This window comes from Thermococcus cleftensis, from assembly GCF_000265525.1.
Taxonomy (GTDB): domain Archaea; phylum Methanobacteriota_B; class Thermococci; order Thermococcales; family Thermococcaceae; genus Thermococcus; species Thermococcus cleftensis.
The window spans coordinates 1,819,424-1,836,084 of sequence record NC_018015.1; the positions used below are offsets into that span (position 1 = coordinate 1,819,424).

15 protein-coding genes are annotated in these 16,661 nt (G+C 57.6%); 11 read left to right on the forward strand and 4 right to left on the reverse strand.

The genetic code is table 11. The features are described 5' to 3' along the window. Positions 1–29: 29 nt before the first annotated feature. Positions 30–1,178 carry a methyltransferase domain-containing protein gene (locus CL1_RS09830; RefSeq protein ID WP_014789733.1) on the reverse strand — a complete coding sequence of 383 codons (1,149 nt, stop codon included), beginning with the start codon at positions 1,176–1,178 and terminating at the stop codon, positions 30–32. A gap of 59 nt (positions 1,179–1,237) precedes the next feature. Here CL1_RS09830 and CL1_RS09835 point away from each other — a divergent pair, with 59 nt between their 5' ends. Together CL1_RS09835 and CL1_RS09840 are read left to right on the forward strand one after the other, a co-directional pair. Beyond that, positions 1,238–2,626 carry a hypothetical protein gene (locus CL1_RS09835; protein ID WP_014789734.1) on the forward strand — a complete coding sequence of 463 codons (1,389 nt, stop codon included), beginning with the start codon at positions 1,238–1,240 and terminating at the stop codon, positions 2,624–2,626. Between the two features lie 42 nt (positions 2,627–2,668). After that, positions 2,669–4,048 carry an ATP-binding protein gene (locus CL1_RS09840; RefSeq protein ID WP_014789735.1) on the forward strand — a complete coding sequence of 460 codons (1,380 nt, stop codon included), beginning with the start codon at positions 2,669–2,671 and terminating at the stop codon, positions 4,046–4,048. Here CL1_RS09840 and rnhB read toward each other — a convergent pair. The 3 genes from rnhB to CL1_RS09855 are packed head-to-tail and all read right to left on the reverse strand — an operon-like array spanning position 4,023 to position 6,338. After that, positions 4,023–4,751 carry a ribonuclease HII gene (rnhB, locus tag CL1_RS09845; protein WP_048152264.1) on the reverse strand — a complete coding sequence of 243 codons (729 nt, stop codon included), beginning with the start codon at positions 4,749–4,751 and terminating at the stop codon, positions 4,023–4,025. The genes CL1_RS09840 and rnhB overlap by 26 nt on opposite strands. Further along, positions 4,726–5,547 carry a metal ABC transporter permease gene (locus CL1_RS09850; RefSeq protein WP_014789737.1) on the reverse strand — a complete coding sequence of 274 codons (822 nt, stop codon included), beginning with the start codon at positions 5,545–5,547 and terminating at the stop codon, positions 4,726–4,728. Before CL1_RS09850 ends, rnhB begins: the two co-directional genes overlap by 26 nt. Continuing rightward, positions 5,544–6,338 (reverse strand): metal ABC transporter ATP-binding protein, encoded by a 795-nt coding sequence (locus CL1_RS09855; protein ID WP_014789738.1) that lies wholly within the window; start codon positions 6,336–6,338, stop codon positions 5,544–5,546. Before CL1_RS09855 ends, CL1_RS09850 begins: the two co-directional genes overlap by 4 nt. Before the next feature lie 205 nt (positions 6,339–6,543). On the opposite strand from CL1_RS09855, the gene eif1A reads away from it, so the two are divergent. The 9 genes from eif1A (at position 6,544) to CL1_RS09900 (ending at position 16,526) form a co-directional block, all read left to right on the forward strand. Continuing rightward, positions 6,544–6,906, forward strand: a complete 363-nt coding sequence (eif1A, locus tag CL1_RS09860; protein WP_014789739.1) for a translation initiation factor eIF-1A — start codon at positions 6,544–6,546, stop codon at positions 6,904–6,906. Between the two features lie 37 nt (positions 6,907–6,943). Beyond that, positions 6,944–7,717 (forward strand): serine protein kinase RIO, encoded by a 774-nt coding sequence (locus CL1_RS09865; protein WP_014789740.1) that lies wholly within the window; start codon positions 6,944–6,946, stop codon positions 7,715–7,717. Between the two features lie 11 nt (positions 7,718–7,728). After that, positions 7,729–8,445, forward strand: coding sequence for a KH domain-containing protein (locus tag CL1_RS09870; protein ID WP_014789741.1), 717 nt, complete (start codon positions 7,729–7,731; stop codon positions 8,443–8,445). A gap of 2 nt (positions 8,446–8,447) precedes the next feature. Beyond that, entirely contained in the window at positions 8,448–10,136 is a 1,689-nt protein-coding gene (gene top6B, locus CL1_RS09875; protein WP_014789742.1) for a DNA topoisomerase VI subunit B, read from the forward strand. Further along, the gene (locus CL1_RS09880; RefSeq protein ID WP_014789743.1) at positions 10,129–11,289 is read left to right on the forward strand and encodes a DNA topoisomerase IV subunit A; all 1,161 of its coding nucleotides are present in this window, start codon (positions 10,129–10,131) and stop codon (positions 11,287–11,289) included. Before top6B ends, CL1_RS09880 begins: the two co-directional genes overlap by 8 nt. Then, complete coding sequence (locus CL1_RS09885; protein ID WP_014789744.1) at positions 11,286–12,533, forward strand: DUF530 family protein; 1,248 nt, start codon at positions 11,286–11,288, stop codon at positions 12,531–12,533. The genes CL1_RS09880 and CL1_RS09885 overlap by 4 nt, the downstream gene beginning before the upstream one ends. A gap of 4 nt (positions 12,534–12,537) precedes the next feature. Next, positions 12,538–12,954, forward strand: a complete 417-nt coding sequence (locus tag CL1_RS09890) for a DUF1699 family protein (protein WP_014789745.1) — start codon at positions 12,538–12,540, stop codon at positions 12,952–12,954. A 72-nt stretch (positions 12,955–13,026) separates the two neighbouring features. Then, complete coding sequence (locus CL1_RS09895) at positions 13,027–15,138, forward strand: McrB family protein (RefSeq protein WP_014789746.1); 2,112 nt, start codon at positions 13,027–13,029, stop codon at positions 15,136–15,138. Further along, positions 15,135–16,526, forward strand: coding sequence for a 5-methylcytosine restriction system specificity protein McrC (locus CL1_RS09900; RefSeq protein ID WP_014789747.1), 1,392 nt, complete (start codon positions 15,135–15,137; stop codon positions 16,524–16,526). The genes CL1_RS09895 and CL1_RS09900 overlap by 4 nt, the downstream gene beginning before the upstream one ends. Positions 16,527–16,661: the final 135 nt, after the last annotated feature.

Sequence of the window (16,661 nt, forward strand, 5' to 3'; positions counted from 1 at the left end):
GCGGGGCTTTCAAAAGAAAAATGTAAGAGCTACAGCGACTCCGCTATAACCGCTCTGTCTCCAACTTTGAAGACGAAGGCCCTCCGCTCGCCCCTGAGGTTCGCCTCTATTCTCTTCCTGAGCCTCCAGTAGTCTTCCTGCGGGACGCTCATCTTGAGGGTCGCCCTTCCAAAGTTTTCCCTCCTGAGGAGGTCGTTAATCCTGACCGGGTGAAACGGCAGAACCGCGACGACGGAGTAGGTCCTCTTGAGGTAGGGACTCTTCACCGGCTCGTCTCCAGTCGCTAAAACGCGCCTCTTCTCGCGGAGTAGCATCTTGGCGTCGGCCTTCAGCTCGTGGAAAAGCTCGTTGAGCAAATCAGCGTAATCAACGGCCTGCGGTATCTCGTAGAGGTACTGGCCGGGCTCCTCAGCCCACTCGACAATGTTCTCAAGGTTGGGGTCGCTCTCGAGCCTGACCCCTGCCGGAAGGATCACAGCGCTCCTTTCGGCCTTTGCGAGCGGTTCCGTGTAGAAGGTCAGCCTGTTGAGGTGGCCGTGGAGGTCGATGTACTCGAACTCGCCCCTCCAGGGCACCCTTTCGCGCCTCATCTGCGGCGGCAGGTCGAAGATGAAGGAGTCAGTCTTCGATTTATAGGCCCCGTAGACCTTGAGCGGGCTTGGGAGCAGATCCTCGAGCCTCCTCTCGGGCATCTCCGGCGGCCGGGCGGGGTCTGAAAAGATCACCTCCGCATCGACCCTCTCGACGGTCTCTGGAGCGAGGGAGTCGGCGTTTATGAACTCTATCTCAACGCCGTATTTCTCGGCGTTCCTCCTCGCGAACTCTATCTTTAGGGGGTCTATGTCTATCCCGTAGGCCCTCTCGACCTTCATCGCGTAGAAGATGAGCTGTATCCCTATCCCGCAGGAGACGTCGGCGATGCTCCTTATTCCAAACTCCTCAAGCCTTTCGGCGCGGTATCTGGCAACGATTTCGTGGGTCGCGTAGCGCAGACCCTCCAGGTCCATGAAAAGGTCGTCGCGCGAGAACTTGTCCTTTGCCCTTATCCTCGCCCTCGCTATCTCTGCTATAAGCTCCCAGTTCTCGCCGAGCCTCGCGCGGAGCTTCTTCTCGTCAAAACCTCGCCTTATGAGCTCCATTGCCTCCCCGATTTTCTCCTCGGTGATTCCCTCCAGCATGTTTCCGCCTAAGGGGAGAGGCTTAAAAACGTTGCCCGCTTAGTTTGAGCGGTGGTAAGATGGAATGGAGGAAAGCGGTGTTCCTTCTAATCGTCGTCATCACGCTCGCCGGTTCTTTTTGGTACCTCTACCGCTTCGCCTCCCAGCCGGTGTTCCACGACTACGTGAGCGATGAGGTGTGGTACGTCCCGGCCAGCAGGAACGTGCTCCACAGGCTCGGCATCGAGCTGACCTACATCAACGGGACGACCGGCTCGAGGGGAGTGAACGTAATCTTCGCCAACCAGAGCGTGAGGATAGAGTACCAGTACGAGGTGGAGAAGCTCGCGCTGAAGCACGGGGCGACTTACGAGAGGGAGTACCGCAAGTTTCCGGGCGTTTACTTCGAGATTCCGCCGGAGGAATACGGTCCTTTCATTGAAGATATCCGGGCAATGCTTCCCGACGGTGCATACAGCATCGTTCCCGGCTTCTGGTACCCCGACAAGGACAACATACAGAACTACCTGAACCTGGAACACCCCTTCCTTGGAAAAGACATGATAATGCTCGGAATGCTTCTCCTCGGCGACAGCCCGATAAACTGGCGCCTTCCCGGAGTCCTTGCCTTCGTCCTGATAGAGCTCCTGGTGGTCATAGCCACCTATAAAATCAGCCGCAGCTACCTCGCGGCGCTTATAGCTCTGGCCTTCACCGCCGGCGACCCAACGCTCCAGGCGATGTCTGTGGTGGCTATGCTCGATATTCACGTGGCCCTCTTCGTTGCGCTCTTCATAGCCCTCCTCGCCCTCAACAGGGACCGTCTGGCCGCGGTCGCTGTCGGCCTGGCGGGGGCGGCCAAGCTGAGCGGTGCCTTCGGCTGGCCGGTTCTTCTGGCCAGGGCGTTTCGGAGGGAGAGAAGTGTCCTGGGCTTTTTGGGCACGATAGCCCTCCTCCCCGCCCTGGGCTTCCTGGTACCGAACCTTCCGGCAATGGTCGCTGTTGGTCCGGAGGAGTGGTTAAAGCAGTTCCTGGGGAGCTTCCGCTGGCACCTCTCCAGCAAGGGCGGCCACCCTGCCGCTTCACCGGTCTGGCAGTGGTTCGTCAATGCCAGGGCATTCCCGCTCCACTACGACCCCAACGTCTTCGCCCAGACGGACCCGTTCCTCCTCCTCGCGATGGTTCTCTTCCTTCTGGCCCTTCCCTGGCTTTACAGGAGAAGGAGGGGAATCCTTACCGTCATGGGCGTCTTCTGGAGCACCACGGGCTTTTTCCTCCTCCAGTACCTACTCGGTGGGACAACGCAGTTCAGCTTCTACGCCACCGTCTTGGTTCCCCCTGCGGCTGTGGCGATGGGCGTGGCGCTGAGGGAGCTCCTCCGCTGGGAGGCCTTTACCGAATCCCTCCGGCTCTACCTGGAGTGGCTCCTCGAGGCGAAGGATAGGGTAAGGCTGAGGCTGGGGAGGTGAGGACTCGAAAGGCTTAAATACTAAGGCTGTTTAGTACTAATCATGATTAGTTTATTCATTGACCGGGAGAGGGAGCTGGAAATACTCGGGAGGGAATGGGAGAGGGTCCCCTCGTTCGTTGTGGTCTACGGCAGGAGAAGGGTTGGAAAGACGAGACTACTGGTGGAGTTTTCCCGTGGAAGAAAGGTTTTCTTCCACACCTTTACCGAGGGCACGAAGGAAAACCAGATAAAGGGTATTCGGGAAGAGCTCGCCGAGTTTTATGGGGACGATATCTTCTTGAGCTTCAATGACTGGTATCCTCTCTTCAAATACCTCTCCTCCAGGGTAGAGGAAAAAACCCTCGTGGTGCTCGACGAGTTCACGTACGCCGTTAAAAGTGACAGGGGTATTTTGAGTGCCCTCCAGAGGGCCTGGGACCACGAACTCAGCAAGAAACCCATCATGCTCGTTCTCTCAGGTTCTCTGATGGGCATGATGGTTGATGACGTGCTCAGCTACTCTTCGCCCCTCTACGGCAGACGGACCGCTGGATTCATGCTCAGGCCGTTAAACCTGTTCAACTCTGTAAGGTTCTTTGATGACTTCCGGAACGGCCTTGAGAGCTACATGCTCGTTGGTGGAGTCCCGGCGTATCTTTCGATAGCGGCCCGTTATTCCGATGTCCACCGGCTCGTTGAGAACGAGTTTTTATCCCCCGACGGCTTTTTCTACGATGAACCCTACATCATTCTCTCCCAGGAACTCAGGGAACTGAAGTTCTACTTCTCAATACTCGCTGCCATAGCCGAGGGCCGGGAGAGGCCGGGCGAGATAGCCACATACGTGGGTGTCGAGGGAAGGAGGATATATCCCTACCTGGAGACGTTGATACGCCTTGGCTTCGTTGAGCGCCAGCTCCCAGTTGCGAGAAAAGAAAAGAGAGGACGTTACAGGATTAAAGACCCAATGCTCCTCACCTGGTTCTCGCTGGTCCACTCCAACAGGACGGAGATAGAACTTGGGATTCTCAGCCGGGAGGACGTCGAGGAGAGGCTCCAGAAGGTCTTTTCAAGGCGGTTTGAAGAAGTCTCAAAGGAGTTTCTTATAGAACTAAATCATGTCGGGGGACTTCCCTTCCGCTTCACCAAGATTGGAAGGTGGTGGCACAAAGGGGAGGAGATTGACTTGGTGGCTTTGAATGAAAGGGAGAAGAATGCTCTGTTCGTCGAGGTCAAGTGGAAAGACCTGAGTGAGAGGGAAGCGCGGGAGATTTTGAAGGACGTGAAGAGGAAGGCAGAGCTGGTTGGTCTGGGGCATTGGGATAAAAGTTACGGCATAGTTGCGAAGAACATAGAAGGAAAAGAGACGTTAAGGGCTGAAGGCTGGCTGGTCTGGGATCTGGAGGACTTCGAACTCATTTCAAGAACTCGTCCAGACTGACCTGTCCTTTTTTCTTCGATTTCTTGGCCTTCATCTCGACCCTCAGCTTCTCCTCGATCTTCTTTAACGTTTTCCAGCTCCGCCTGACTATCGGAGGGAACGTGCCGTGTTCGCGGTAGTAGTTCTCGAGGAACGCCCTCGTCCTCGGGTCGCTGGGATAGCCCGAGCCTATCTCTCCGTACTCCTCCTTCAGCTTCTCTATCGCCCTATCGCGGGTGACCTTCGCGAGGATTGATGCAGCAGAAACCGGCACGAACTTGTCGTCCGCCTTGTGCTCCGCGATTATCTCCGCCTCGAAGTCCAGCCCCTTCCTGATCTCTTCACCAAAGCGGGCCTCCTTCACGTCTGCGGCGTCGATGTAAACCACATCGGGCTTGACCTTGAGTGAATTGAGGGCCTTAACGAAGTTCTCGACCTCGAACTCGTTGAGCGTGCCCCCGCGGGAGTCAATCTCCCCAGGCCATAATTCAAGAATTACATAATCATCTAAAAGCTGCACTATCTCATCGAACAGCCTTTCTCTCCTCTTCGGAGTGAGCTTCTTCGAGTCCTTAACCCCGAGCTCCTCGAGCCTCGGGACGTTCACCTCATCGAGGACGACCGCCGCTATGACCATCGGCCCTATCACCGGCCCCCTGCCGGCCTCGTCTATTCCAGCCAGCTTCCTGCCCAAGATTTCACCTCCTGAAGAGCAGAGCGCCATAGATGACGCCCAGCATTATCGTGGCTATACCGCTCGGGGGAATGTCAGTGAAGTATGCCAGCAGGACCGAGGAGAGCTGGACGCCAAGAGTTAGGAAGAGGCTGACCGCGATGACTTTCCTCATGTCGCTGCTCACCATCAGCGCTATCGCCCCCGGCAGAATCGCCACCACCTGGAGGGTTATCAGCCCGACGGTCTGGACGATTAAAGCTCCAATCGCGCCGACGAGAACGTAGAGTATCATCAGGTACGCCCTCACGTTGCCGCCATAGCTTTCCATTCCCTCCGGGTCGAAGCTTAGGTAGAGAAAGTCGCGGTAAAGGAAGAGAATCACGAAGAACAGGAACGCACCGCCGAGGACGAGGGCGGTTAAGTCGTTGAGGGTTATGAGAAATATGTCGCCGGTCAGGTAGGACACTATGCTCTCGCCGAGCGGGAAGTAAGGCCTGCTCGCCATCACCTTGTAGAGGACGCCGAAGCCGAGAACCGTAAGGCCTGCCACGAAGCTCGCCACTATCCCAACCGCGGAATCGGGGGAAAAGCCGAGCTTCTCCAGGTGGGCGATTAGCAGGACTAGGGCCACGGTCACGATGAGGGCGACCAGGGTAACCAGGGACAGGTTTTCGAAGACGAGGCCGAGTATCATTCCCAGGACGGCACCGAAGAGGAGGGAGTGGAAGAGCGCGTGGGTGAGGAATGCCAGCCCCTTCGCGTTGATGAGCGGGCTGAGGAGGCCCAGGAGAACGCTGACCATCACGCTCGCCAGGAGGGCCCTTACGAGGTACTCCGGTATCACCGTCCCCCACCCCCGTGGCGGTGAATGTGGGTGTCCCCGGTTATACAGAAGAGCTTGCCCTCGACAGGTATCACCCTTGCCAGCGGGCCGTAGACGGACTTTATTACCCTGTCCTGAAGAACCTCCTCCGGCCGCCCGAAGGCTATGAGTTTCCTGTTCAGGAGCATCACCTTGTCCCCGACCTCGAGGAGGGGATTGATGTCGTGGGTGGTGATGACCATCGTTATGCCCCTCTCGCGCTTTATCTTGTCCAGGACGTTGGCCACCTCGACCCTGGCGCTTGGATCAAGGGCAGAGAGCGGCTCGTCGAGGAGGAGAAGCCTGGGATCGCTCATCAGTGCCCTCGCGAGGAGAACCCTCTGCTTCTGGCCGCCGGAAAGCTCGCGGAACAGCCTGTCGGCAACTTGCTCCAGCCCGACGAAGCTCAGGACCTCCCGGGCCTTGTCGAGGATCTCGGGCGGGAGCTTGAAGTGGACGAAGCCCCTTCTGTACACGCCACCCATCGCAACTACCTCGAGGGCCGTCAGCGGGACCCTCTCGTTGAGATTGCTGCTCTGGGGGACGTAGCCTATCAACTCCCTTGCCCCGCAGGGCTCCCTGCCGAAGACCTCCAGCCTCCCCCGGTACTCCCTGTGAAAGCAGGCTATGGTTCTGAGGAGGGTCGTCTTCCCTGCCCCGTTGGGGCCGAGGAGGAGCAGCGTCTCGCCCTCATCTATTGTGAAGTCTACCCCCTCCACGGCGGGCTTTCCATCGTAGAGTATCGTTAGATTCTCCGCCCTCAGAGCCGTCATCTTCATCTCCGGACTCCAGTTGGGCGGTGCGTTTTTAAACTTTGATGTATCCCTACTGGGCATGGGTGTGTAATGGGAAGTCTGGTTTGCCCCCATCATTGGGTGGTGCAAAAATTTTAAAAGCACAGACCTGTACTACCATTGGAAAATTTTTGCAAGGCTCAGGTTTATAAGGGTTCAATCCTATCCGCTGGAGGTGATGATCATGGCGTACCACAGAGGTGGGAAAGGTAAAAAGAAGAACAGGCAGGTCCAGGGCGACGAGGTCATTCGCGTCCCCCTGCCGAAGGAAGGGCAGCTCTTCGGAATAATCGAGCAGGCCCTCGGTTCGGGCTGGATGGACGTCCGCTGCGAGGACGGCAAGATAAGGAGATGCAGGATCCCGGGCAAGCTCAAGAGGAGAATGTGGATGCGCGTCGGAGACGTGGTCATAGTCCAGCCCTGGCCGGTCCAGAGCGACGAGCGCGGGGACATAGTCTACCGCTACACGAGAACCCAGGTGGACTGGCTCCTCAGGAAAGGCAAGATAAGCCAGGACTTCATAAGCGGCGGCGAGCTCCTGTTCTGAGCCCGCTTTTCTAAATTCCGGTTCCAGAGGGGTAGAGATGCGCGAGGAGGTCATTGAACGGGAAGTCGAGGAGATGCTGGGTCTCAGGGAGAGGCGCGAGAAGGACAGCGAGCTCTACAAGATAGCCAACGAGGTCTTCGATAGAACCACCAAGGAAACCCTAGCCTACCTCCACAGGCGCGGGAAAATCGAGGAGCTCTACGGCATCATAAGCACTGGAAAAGAGGCCAACGTCTTCGCTGGAGTGGACTCCGACGGCAACAGGATAGCGGTCAAGATTTACAGAACCTACACAACCGAGTTCAGGCGCATATGGGAGTACCTGGCTGCCGACCCGAGGGTTGGCTATCTCCCCAAGGACATGCGCAAGCTCGTCTTCGTCTGGACGAGGAGAGAATTTAAGAACCTCCAGAGGGCGATCAAGTACGCGGTCCGCGTCCCGGAGCCGGTGATCTTCCGCAACAACGTTCTGGTCATGGAGTTCATAGGCGACGAAAGCCCCGCCCCGAGGCTGAAGGACGTCGAGAGGGAGCTGGAAAGGGCCGATTTCGAGGAGCTTTACGATTACCTGATCGGCGTCATCGAGAGGCTCTGGAAGAGGGGAGACATGGTCCACGGGGATTTGAGTGAGTACAACGTTCTCCTCTGGGACGGGCCGGTGGTGATAGACTGGTCGCAGGCCACCGTTAGGAGGAACAGAATGAGCGTCGAGCTGTTAAAGAGGGATCTGAGGAACGTAATAAACTACTTCGGTAGGAAGGGCGTTGATGTTGATGATTTCAACGATAAGCTCCGCGAGCTTTTGGATTAGAGGGTGAGAGCATGGACGAGTTTGAGAGACTGCTGAGGAAGTATGAGCGCGTTGATAAGGACGGAAGGCCCCTGAAGGAGGAAGGTGGGGAGGAAGTTACCTACGCCTCCGTCGGGGAGCAGGAGGAGTTCGTGAGGATTCCGAAGGACAGGGTGGCGGTCGTCATAGGGAAAAAGGGACAGACAAAGAGGGAAATCGAGAGGAGAACGAAGACCAGGATAGAGGTGGACAGCGAGACGGGCGAGGTCTTCATCACCGCCACGAAGGACACCGACGACCCCCTCGCCGTGTGGAAGGCGAGAGATGTCGTCATGGCCATAGGAAGGGGCTTCTCCCCGGAGAGGGCCTTCAGGCTCTTCAACGAGGGCGAAATGTTGGAGGTCATAAACCTCACAGACATAATCGTCGGCAACGACAAGAACGCCCTGCCGAGGGTTAGGGGAAGGATAATCGGAAGGAAGGGCAGGACGAGGGAGATAATAGAGGAGATGAGCGGGGCAGACGTCAGCGTTTACGGCAAGACGGTTGCGATAATTGGAAACCCGATTCAGGTTGAAGTCGCCAAAACGGCGATAGAGAAGCTCGCCAGAGGCTCCCCTCACGGAGTTGTCTACAAGTACCTCGAGCGCAGGAAGAAGGACCTTGAGCTCGAGAGCACGGCATACTACGAGGCCCTGGAGGGGGAGCCTGGGATTACTGACCTGGAGGAGGACTTTTGGGAGGACTGAAGATGGCCGAGGCAAGTCAGCTGTTTAAGGAGTTCAAGATTCAGAGCGTCAGCGAGTTCTTCAGGCGGAACGCGGCAATGCTCGGCTACACGGGCAAGATACGCTCCCTCACCACCGTCGTCCACGAGGCGGTCACCAACTCGCTGGACGCCTGTGAAGAGGCCGGGATACTGCCCTACGTCCGCGTCGAGATAGAGGAGCTTGGGAAGGAGCACTACAAGGTCATAATCGAGGACAACGGCCCGGGAATACCGGAGAAGTACATCACCCACGTCTTCGGAAAGATGCTCGCCGGAACCAAGGCCCACAGGAACATACAGAGCAGGGGACAGCAGGGTATCGGTATAAGCGGTGCGGTGATGTTCGCCCAGATAACTAGTGGAAAGGCGACGCGCGTCATAACCTCCACGGGAAACGACGAGATAATCGAGGCCTGGGTCAAGATAGACGTGGACAAGAACGAGGGCAAGATAGTGAAGAAGGAGAAGCACCCCAACCCCAAGGGCTGGCGCGGGACGAGGATAGAGCTGGAGGTGAAGAACGTCCGCTACGTCCGCTCCAAGCAGGGCGTCTACTGGTACCTCAAGCTCACCGCCATAGCCAATCCCCACGCCCACATAGAGCTGATCGAGCCCGACGGAAAGCTCATCGTCTTCCCGCGCTCCAGCGAGGAGGTTCCGAAGCCGCCGACCGAGATGAAGCCCCACCCGCGCGGTGTTCTCACGGACGACGTTTACAGAATGGCCAGGAAGACCAGGAGGAGCACTGTCAGGCGCTTCCTCGTCGGCGAGTTCTCGCGCATAAGCGACAAGAAGGTGGACGAGCTGGTGGAATACATAGCCGCCCTCAGGCTCATAAAGACCGAGAAGGACAAAAAAGTCCAGGAGCAGCTCTACGAGAGGCTCGCCAAGGGGGAGGTTAAAGCGGTCCTCCGCTCCTTCAGGGGTTACACCAAGGTCGTCAAGCAGGTGGCAAAGCTCATGGAGAAGCCGCCGGAGAAGCTCACCTGGCAGGAGGCGGAGGAGATAGTCGAGGCCTTCAAGTACATGAAGTTCCTCGCTCCCCCGACCCATGGCCTCAGGCCGATAGGCGAGGAGAACATCGAGAAGGGCCTCAAGGGAATTCTCAAGCCGGAGTTCGTTACCGCCGTGACGAGGCCGCCGAAGGTCTATTCCGGAGGCATTCCCTTCCAGGTCGAGGTTGGCCTGGCTTACGGCGGTGAAATCCCGAGTGGCTTCGAGCTCCTCCGCTACGCCAACCGCGTTCCCCTCCTCTTCGACGCCGGCTCGTGTGTGACGACTCTTGCGGCCCGCTCGATAGACTGGAAGAGGTACAAGGTGGACGACCTCGACCGCGCGCCGTTGGTGCTCATGATAAACGTCATCAGCGTCCACGTCCCCTACACCGGCACCGGGAAGCAGAGCATAGCCAACGTCGAGGAGATTCAGAACGAGATAAGGCTGGCAATAATGGACGCGGCGAGAAAGCTCCAGACCTACCTCAGCGGCAAGCACAGGAGGCTCTACCAGGTAAAGAGGAGGAAGACCTTCGAGAAGTACGTGCCTGAGATAGCGAAGGCCCTTAGCGTACTCACCGGCGAGCCGGAGGAGAAGATTAGGGAGTATTTCATATCATACATAGAAAGCCACTTCGCGGCGAAGGAGGCTCAGGAGGTGAGCGAGAATGCCTAAATCCAAGGCCGTCAAGAGGGAGAAGCCCAGGGAGCGCTTCTCCTACGACCCCAACAAGGTGCTCAGCAAGCTGGAGGAGTACGGCAGGCGCGTTCTCGAGGACATCAAGCAGGGCAGGAACCCCTACTTCGACATTCCGATGCGCGGGCTTGGCAACGTCTACTTCGACGAGAGAAGAAGGGTTATCCGAATGGGCGACAAGCTCTCCAGGAGGTACTTCCTCAACGTTGCTCACGCCAGGAAGTTCATGCAGACGCTCCTGATAATGGCCTACGTGAAGCGCCTCGTGAGCGAAAACAAGCACGCGAGCCTTCGTGAAGCCTACTACGCCAACAAGCACACCATTCCAGGGACGAAGGAAAACACCTTTGAGGACCAGCGCGAGAGCGACCCCATCATCGAGGACCTCGAGAGAATGATGGGCGTCCTGCGTGAGGAGATGCACCTCACGGCGGACAGGCGCGGCTACATCTACGGTGACATCGTGATAAGGGACGGCGAGGACGAGTTCAACACGAGCAAGCTCGGCATGGGCGGCTGGGCCGTTCCGGGAACGGTCGAGCACCTCCAGTTCGTCGAGGTGAACGTCGATTACGCACTCGTCGTCGAGACCGCGGCCATGGCCGACCGTCTCATCGAGGAAAAGTTCCCCAGGAAGGAGAACGCCCTCATCATAGCGACGCAGGGACAGGCCTCCCGTGGAGTCAGAAGGCTGATCCACAGGCTCCACTACGAGGAGGGACTGCCGATAATAGTCTTCACCGACGGTGACCCCTACGGTTGGTACATCTACTCCACCATAAAGCAGGGCTCCATCAACCTTGCCTACCTCAGCGACAAGCTGGCGACGCCGGAAGCGAAGTTCGTGGGAATGACGATGGACGACATAGAGCGCTACGGGCTCAAGAACGTCACTGAAAAGCTCAAGGGGATTCCGCCGAACAAGAAGGGCGGTCCGACGGGGGATTACAAGAGAATCCTGGAGGAGATGGAGTACCCGTGGTTCCAGAACAAGGAGTGGCAGAGACAGCTCAAGATGGCCCTCAAGATGGGCGTCAGGATCGAGCAGCAGGCCCTGGCCAACAAGTCCCTCGAGTTTGTTGCCAAGAAGTACCTCCCCGAGAAGATAAACAACGGGGAGCTGTTGCCATGACGACGACGGAAGAGCTCGTTGCCCAGGTGAACAAGATACTGGACGATATAGGCATAGACATGGACGGGTTATTCGAGACCTTCGACGTCCCGTCCATCTCCCTCCGCCTCCGGGAAAACCTCTCCCTCCTCCAGGAGCTGGAGGACGACCTTTCGAGACGTGTGGGCGAGGCAACGCCATCGGCCGGCTTCTCTGACAGGAAGAGCAAGGATCCCCACCTCCAGTGGATTTACAGGAAGAAGCACAACCGCGTCCTGGCCCTGGAAAGGCTCCGCGCGGCAATAACGGCCCACAAGATGGCCCTGGCGTTGATCTCGGCCAACTATACCTTTTTCCTTGGAAAGAAGCTCCTGGGCGTCAAGGAACTAACCAGGGAGAACGTTGAGAAGGTGAGGGCGGTTCAGAATCCGATCCAGCTCGGCAGGGTGGAGATCCTCCCCTATCTCGCATACTCGGGCGACGTTCTCAGGCTCCTCGCCAGGGAGAGCATAGCGGTTAGAGAGGCGTTCAAGCTCATAAAAGGCAAGCTCCGCGAGAAGGGAACCGTCAGAACGCGCGGATTGAGGATAGAGGTGGAGTACTGGGAGAACAACCGTCTGAAGAAAGCAAGACTCGACCTCCCGGCAGATGCTGACATCGAAATGGAACTGAGAAAGCGCTATGGAAGGCGCTTCCGCTGGCGCGTGCTGAGCTTCGTCAAGACCCGGGGAGTGCTCATAAACAACCACTACACAGTTGATAACCTCGCCCTCGCCTACGCGATACTCGACCCGGAGGAGGGGGCGAAGAAGCTCGGCCTCGACCTCTTCCGCTACTACTTCCTCACCTCGGAGAACGAGAGGGAAAGCCTGGGCCTCTACCCGGACATGAGGCTCTGCATAGACTGCCACTACTCGATATTCGACCTTCCCTTTGCCGACGAGCCCGGGTTCCGGACGGGCCACGGGAGCATGCTCCTCATCAGGAAGTGCGAGATGGAGAAGGCCCTCGTGGGTAGGAGAAAGGACATCGCCAACGTTCCCAACCACTTACTCGGCGGCGTTCTGCTCTACGGAATGAGCGAGTACAGCGAGGAGAAGGTTGCCGAGATCCTCGGGATTCCCAAGGACGAGCTGGTCGAGGCCATAAAGAAGTTCGTCATCTCGGGCCTTCACAGGACCCTCTTTGCGGAGGCGAAGAAGTTCGAGAAGTTCATGCCCAAGAGTGACAAGGCAAAGCAGTTCCTGGCCCTGCTCCAGGGGTGAGCCCATGAGGGTGGAGATAAAGGCCAGAAACAACGCCGAGCTCATAAGGAAGCTCAACGAGGCCCTCAACGAGGAGGTTACCGAGGTCTACATTAACCTCCGTCCCACCAAGGAGATACTCGTCAGAATCCTCGAGCGCGCCCCCAACGTCCGCAAGATATCCTGCCCCCCGAGCCTCTACCCCAAGGTGTCCAAGAAGATCATCTCCGCCCTCTCCCAGATGGGAATAGAACTTGTCCCCGAGGGCTACCCCCGGGGAAGGCCCAGGAAGTATGACGAGGAAACCATCAGGCGGGTGAGGGAGCTGGTAAAGGTAGGTGTTCCCGCGAAGGAAATCAGCGCCCGCATGGGCATTCCCCTGAGGACCGTTTACTACCTCGTGGAGCAGACCGAGAGGAAATCCGGTCCCAAGGGTACCTAAACCTCCCCCACTGGCACTTTTTTCTGCCAAAGGTTTATATATCAGGATCCCTAGTTCCTTTGGGTGATTGTAATGGTGAACATAGAACCACTAAGAAATTCCGTTTACTCCATCAACACCTTTCTGAAGGCCGAGTACGAGGAGTTCGGCTTCGTCATCGAGGAGGCGGTCCTCTTCCCGTCGGGGGAATACCTGGCCGTTATGGTAAGGCTGGAGGACGACTCCAGGTTCCTGCACGTTTTTGACATAAATGGCTCCGTTCTTCCCGGCTGGGAGAGGGGGATCTCCGTTCCGTGTGCCGACGAAGCCGTTCTCTTTGCCGGCGGGGACAAGCTGGCGGTCTTCACGAAGTGCAGTCCCGGTAGGTTCGTTGTGTATCCCGTGACCTCACCAGATCCAGAGGGCGAGGCGCTGTCGGTCACCTTCTCAAAGCTCCCCCTTTACGTGAACTTCACCCCTGAGGGAAGGGTGCTGGTCTTTGGTGATTACCACATCGAGTACATGGCTCCTGAAGGCCTTGAGATAGTCAAGATCCCGACCCCTCCCAACGGATACTCGTACATTCACGCGGTGGCGGACGATGAAAACTCCCTTTACCTGCTGTACACCTGGAAGAACGAGGGCAAGCAGGAGCTTCGGGTTGGTAGGATAAGCGTTCCCGTCTTTCCCTACTACTCTCCGCTTGAGTTCTGGGACGGCGTTGAGAGGTTATCCAGGACCTCAATGGTACCCGGGGGCAAGACCGTGGGTGACGTACACCTTGAGGAAGACGGCTCATTCGTGGCGGCCCTCGGAACCAAGGGCGGCAGGGAGATCTACCTCCTTACTCCCGGAGGGAGCAGAGTTGTGCTTATCCCTGGGGAGCTTATCTACCTCCGCTTCACATCTAGGGGCCTGTTCATGATAACCGGAATCTATGGGAGCAGTATAAGCGCCGGGATCGTGCCCCTTGAGCGCCTTTTCGAGGCCAGAGAGATAGGAAGGGGCGATTTTGAGGGCGTTTTCTCGCTTGGAAGGTACGTTCCGAGCGTCGTGGACCCCAAGTACGCCGGCGTGTCCGACGACTGCAGGGTTCTCTACTTCGGAAGAACGGCATACCGGGCCGCGGGACAGAGGTTCTACTACTACCTGCGCAGGGACGTGGACTACATCTACAGGATACACTGGGACACCAACAGGGCCCCCGTGGAAGAAAGAGCCCCCGCAGAGCCCGAGGAAACGGAAGCTGAGGTGGAGTCAATAAGGGTCCTCCTCAGAAAGTTCAGGCAGGTCATACTGTACGGCCCCCCCGGCACCGGAAAGACGTACCTGGCCAGGAAGGTGGCTGTTAAGCCGGAGTTCGTCTCCTTCCACCAGTCCTTCAGCTACGAGGACTTCGTTGAGGGATTCCGGCCGACGAAGGGAAGCGGCGGGGTGGTTTACGACGTCGTCGATGGCGTCTTCAAGAGGATCACGATAGAGGCGATCTACGACTCCCTGCCAGAGAAGTTCAGGAAAAAGAACGCCACGTATGGGGAAATGAAAAAGGCTGTTCTCGAGTTCCTTGAACGGAGAAGGGCCGGGGAAAACCTAAAGCTCACACCACGGAGGGAGTTCTACCTGGTCATAGACGAGATAAACCGCGGAAACATCAGCAGGATCTTTGGGGAGCTGATAACCCTTCTCGACCCCGACAAGAGACTCGGCGGCCCGAACGAGACGATAGTCAGGCTTCCCTACTCGGGTGAACTTTTCGCCGTTCCGCCCAACCTTTACATCATCGGCACGATGAACTCGGCGGACAGGAGCATAGCCCTCCTCGACATAGCCCTGAGGCGCAGGTTCGCGTTCTACGAGGTCCTTCCGAGGCCGGAGCTGCTGGCCGGAATGGAAGTCGGCGGGGTGAACCTCGAACACCTTCTCTCGAGGCTGAACTCCATAATCGAAAGGGAGAAGGGCAAGGACTACACCATCGGCCACGGCTACTTCCTTGATATAGCCTCGTCCGAGAACCCCGAGGAGGACCTCTACCTGGTGTTCTACCACAAGATACTGCCCCTCTTCCAGGAGTACTTCTACGGAAGCTGGGAGCAGCTGGGGTCGTTCTATCCTGGATTCGAGTTCATAGACGACAGGGGCAGGATAGTGATGATGGACAGGGAGTCCTTCATGGAGGCCCTTCGTCGGCTGGTGAGGGCGGAATGAAGAGAATAACCCTCTACGAGTTCCAGAGGAAGTACCTCAGCACGATCCGAACAGAGGGGGTGGACGTAACTCCGGAGAGCCTTCAGAGGTTTTTCGAGGTCATAAACGGGCTTTACGGCAGGGAGCACGAGGTTTTGAGCCTCAAGTACGACACCCGGAGGGGGGAGTACTACATCAAGGCCCACGGCAGCGTGGGCTTCGCCTACCACCTGGGGGAGCCGAGGTTTATGATCCAGGTTCTCCCGAGGCCCTACAAACGCGACCCCGACGAGGCGCGCTCCCTGCGCTTTTTCCTCAGCCTGATGAACCTCAGCGGCGGACTGGGGCTGGGAAGGCGGGAGATAGAAGATGCTGTGTCGACGTACACGCGGGGAGATGGGAGCGTTCACGAACTCTTCCTGTATCTCTACGTTTACCTCCTGGGCAGGGAGCTCTTCCACGGTCTCTACCGGGAGTACTCCGAGGTCGAGGAGGAACTCCAGACGATACGGGGAAGGGTTCTCCTCTCGCGCCTTGCCAGAAGGCCTCCCCTCGGCAGGGACGTTCCGGTTAGACACGCGGTCCTCGACGTTGATACTGCCCTCAACAGGGTCCTGAAGGCGGCCCTGGAGGTGGTCGTGGGGGTTTCAGCGTGGGAGGGCGTGGCCAGGGCCGCGGAGGCTCTGATTCGATACTTTGCAGACGTTGGTTCTCTCAGGCAGGGGGACATAGAGAGGGTCGCCTTCAACCCGCTGAATGAGAGGTTCCGGCCGGCTTTCCACCTGGCAACCATGATACTCGCTGGCTTTGGAAAGCTTTCCCGTGGAGGCTTCACGACTCCGGGGATATTCATAGAGATGGATCGCCTGTTCGAGGATCTCGTTTACCACACGATCCTGACGGCCCTCGCCGGAAGGGGAAGGGTCCACAGGCAGCACCCCCTGCCGCAGATCGTCAGGGGTGCCGCGGAGATAGAGGCCAAAATGGGCGCGGTGTTTACCTTCGGCCCCCCAAGGCCCGACATCTTCGTTCAGATGCCCGGTGGCAGGTGCATTCTGGAGGTGAAGTACAGGAACCTGAGCGTGAAGATGGGCGACACGTGGTGGCGCAAGCTCGTCAGGAGCAGTGGGGAGCTTTACCAGGTGTACTCCTACTCCCGCATCTCCGGCGGCGGGGCGCTCATCGTCTACCCGAGGCTGAGGGGCCAGTACAACGAGTGGCTTCCCGACATGTTCGATGAGGGAGTCGAGACCTTCAGCTTCTTCGACGGCACGCCGCTTGGAATCGTCGGGTACGAACTGTCGCGCATCGGCAGGGACGTGCTCATAGCGCGCAGGGGAGTGGTTCTCGACGGAAAAATCGCGGGAAACGTTAGGAACCTCCTAGAGTCCGTGTGCGTTGGAAGCTAAGGTAACATTTAAACGCGATGTCAGATTGGCCAAGGGGAATGGAGAAAACTTCCCGCTATAACCCAAAATTTCTCGGGGTTTCTCTTAGATTAGGGTAGCTTTAAAAGGGGCCGCGGTTAGAACCACCTAACTAAA

Bases quoted from the DNA above. Each gene is read 5' to 3' on its own strand.
- CL1_RS09900 (WP_014789747.1), top strand. From the start codon at position 15,135: ATGAAGAGAATAACCCTCTACGAGTTCCAGAGGAAGTACCTCAGCACG.
- CL1_RS09890 (WP_014789745.1), top strand. From the start codon at position 12,538: ATGAGGGTGGAGATAAAGGCCAGAAACAACGCCGAGCTCATAAGGAAG.
- CL1_RS09835 (WP_014789734.1), top strand. From the start codon at position 1,238: ATGGAATGGAGGAAAGCGGTGTTCCTTCTAATCGTCGTCATCACGCTC.
- CL1_RS09840 (WP_014789735.1), top strand. From the start codon at position 2,669: ATGATTAGTTTATTCATTGACCGGGAGAGGGAGCTGGAAATACTCGGG.
- CL1_RS09865 (WP_014789740.1), top strand. From the start codon at position 6,944: ATGCGCGAGGAGGTCATTGAACGGGAAGTCGAGGAGATGCTGGGTCTC.
- CL1_RS09885 (WP_014789744.1), top strand. From the start codon at position 11,286: ATGACGACGACGGAAGAGCTCGTTGCCCAGGTGAACAAGATACTGGAC.
- top6B (WP_014789742.1), top strand. From the start codon at position 8,448: ATGGCCGAGGCAAGTCAGCTGTTTAAGGAGTTCAAGATTCAGAGCGTC.
- eif1A (WP_014789739.1), top strand. From the start codon at position 6,544: ATGGCGTACCACAGAGGTGGGAAAGGTAAAAAGAAGAACAGGCAGGTC.
- CL1_RS09830 (WP_014789733.1), bottom strand. From the start codon at position 1,178: ATGCTGGAGGGAATCACCGAGGAGAAAATCGGGGAGGCAATGGAGCTC.
- CL1_RS09880 (WP_014789743.1), top strand. From the start codon at position 10,129: ATGCCTAAATCCAAGGCCGTCAAGAGGGAGAAGCCCAGGGAGCGCTTC.
- rnhB (WP_048152264.1), bottom strand. From the start codon at position 4,751: ATGGCGCTCTGCTCTTCAGGAGGTGAAATCTTGGGCAGGAAGCTGGCT.
- CL1_RS09855 (WP_014789738.1), bottom strand. From the start codon at position 6,338: ATGACGGCTCTGAGGGCGGAGAATCTAACGATACTCTACGATGGAAAG.
- CL1_RS09870 (WP_014789741.1), top strand. From the start codon at position 7,729: ATGGACGAGTTTGAGAGACTGCTGAGGAAGTATGAGCGCGTTGATAAG.
- CL1_RS09895 (WP_014789746.1), top strand. From the start codon at position 13,027: ATGGTGAACATAGAACCACTAAGAAATTCCGTTTACTCCATCAACACC.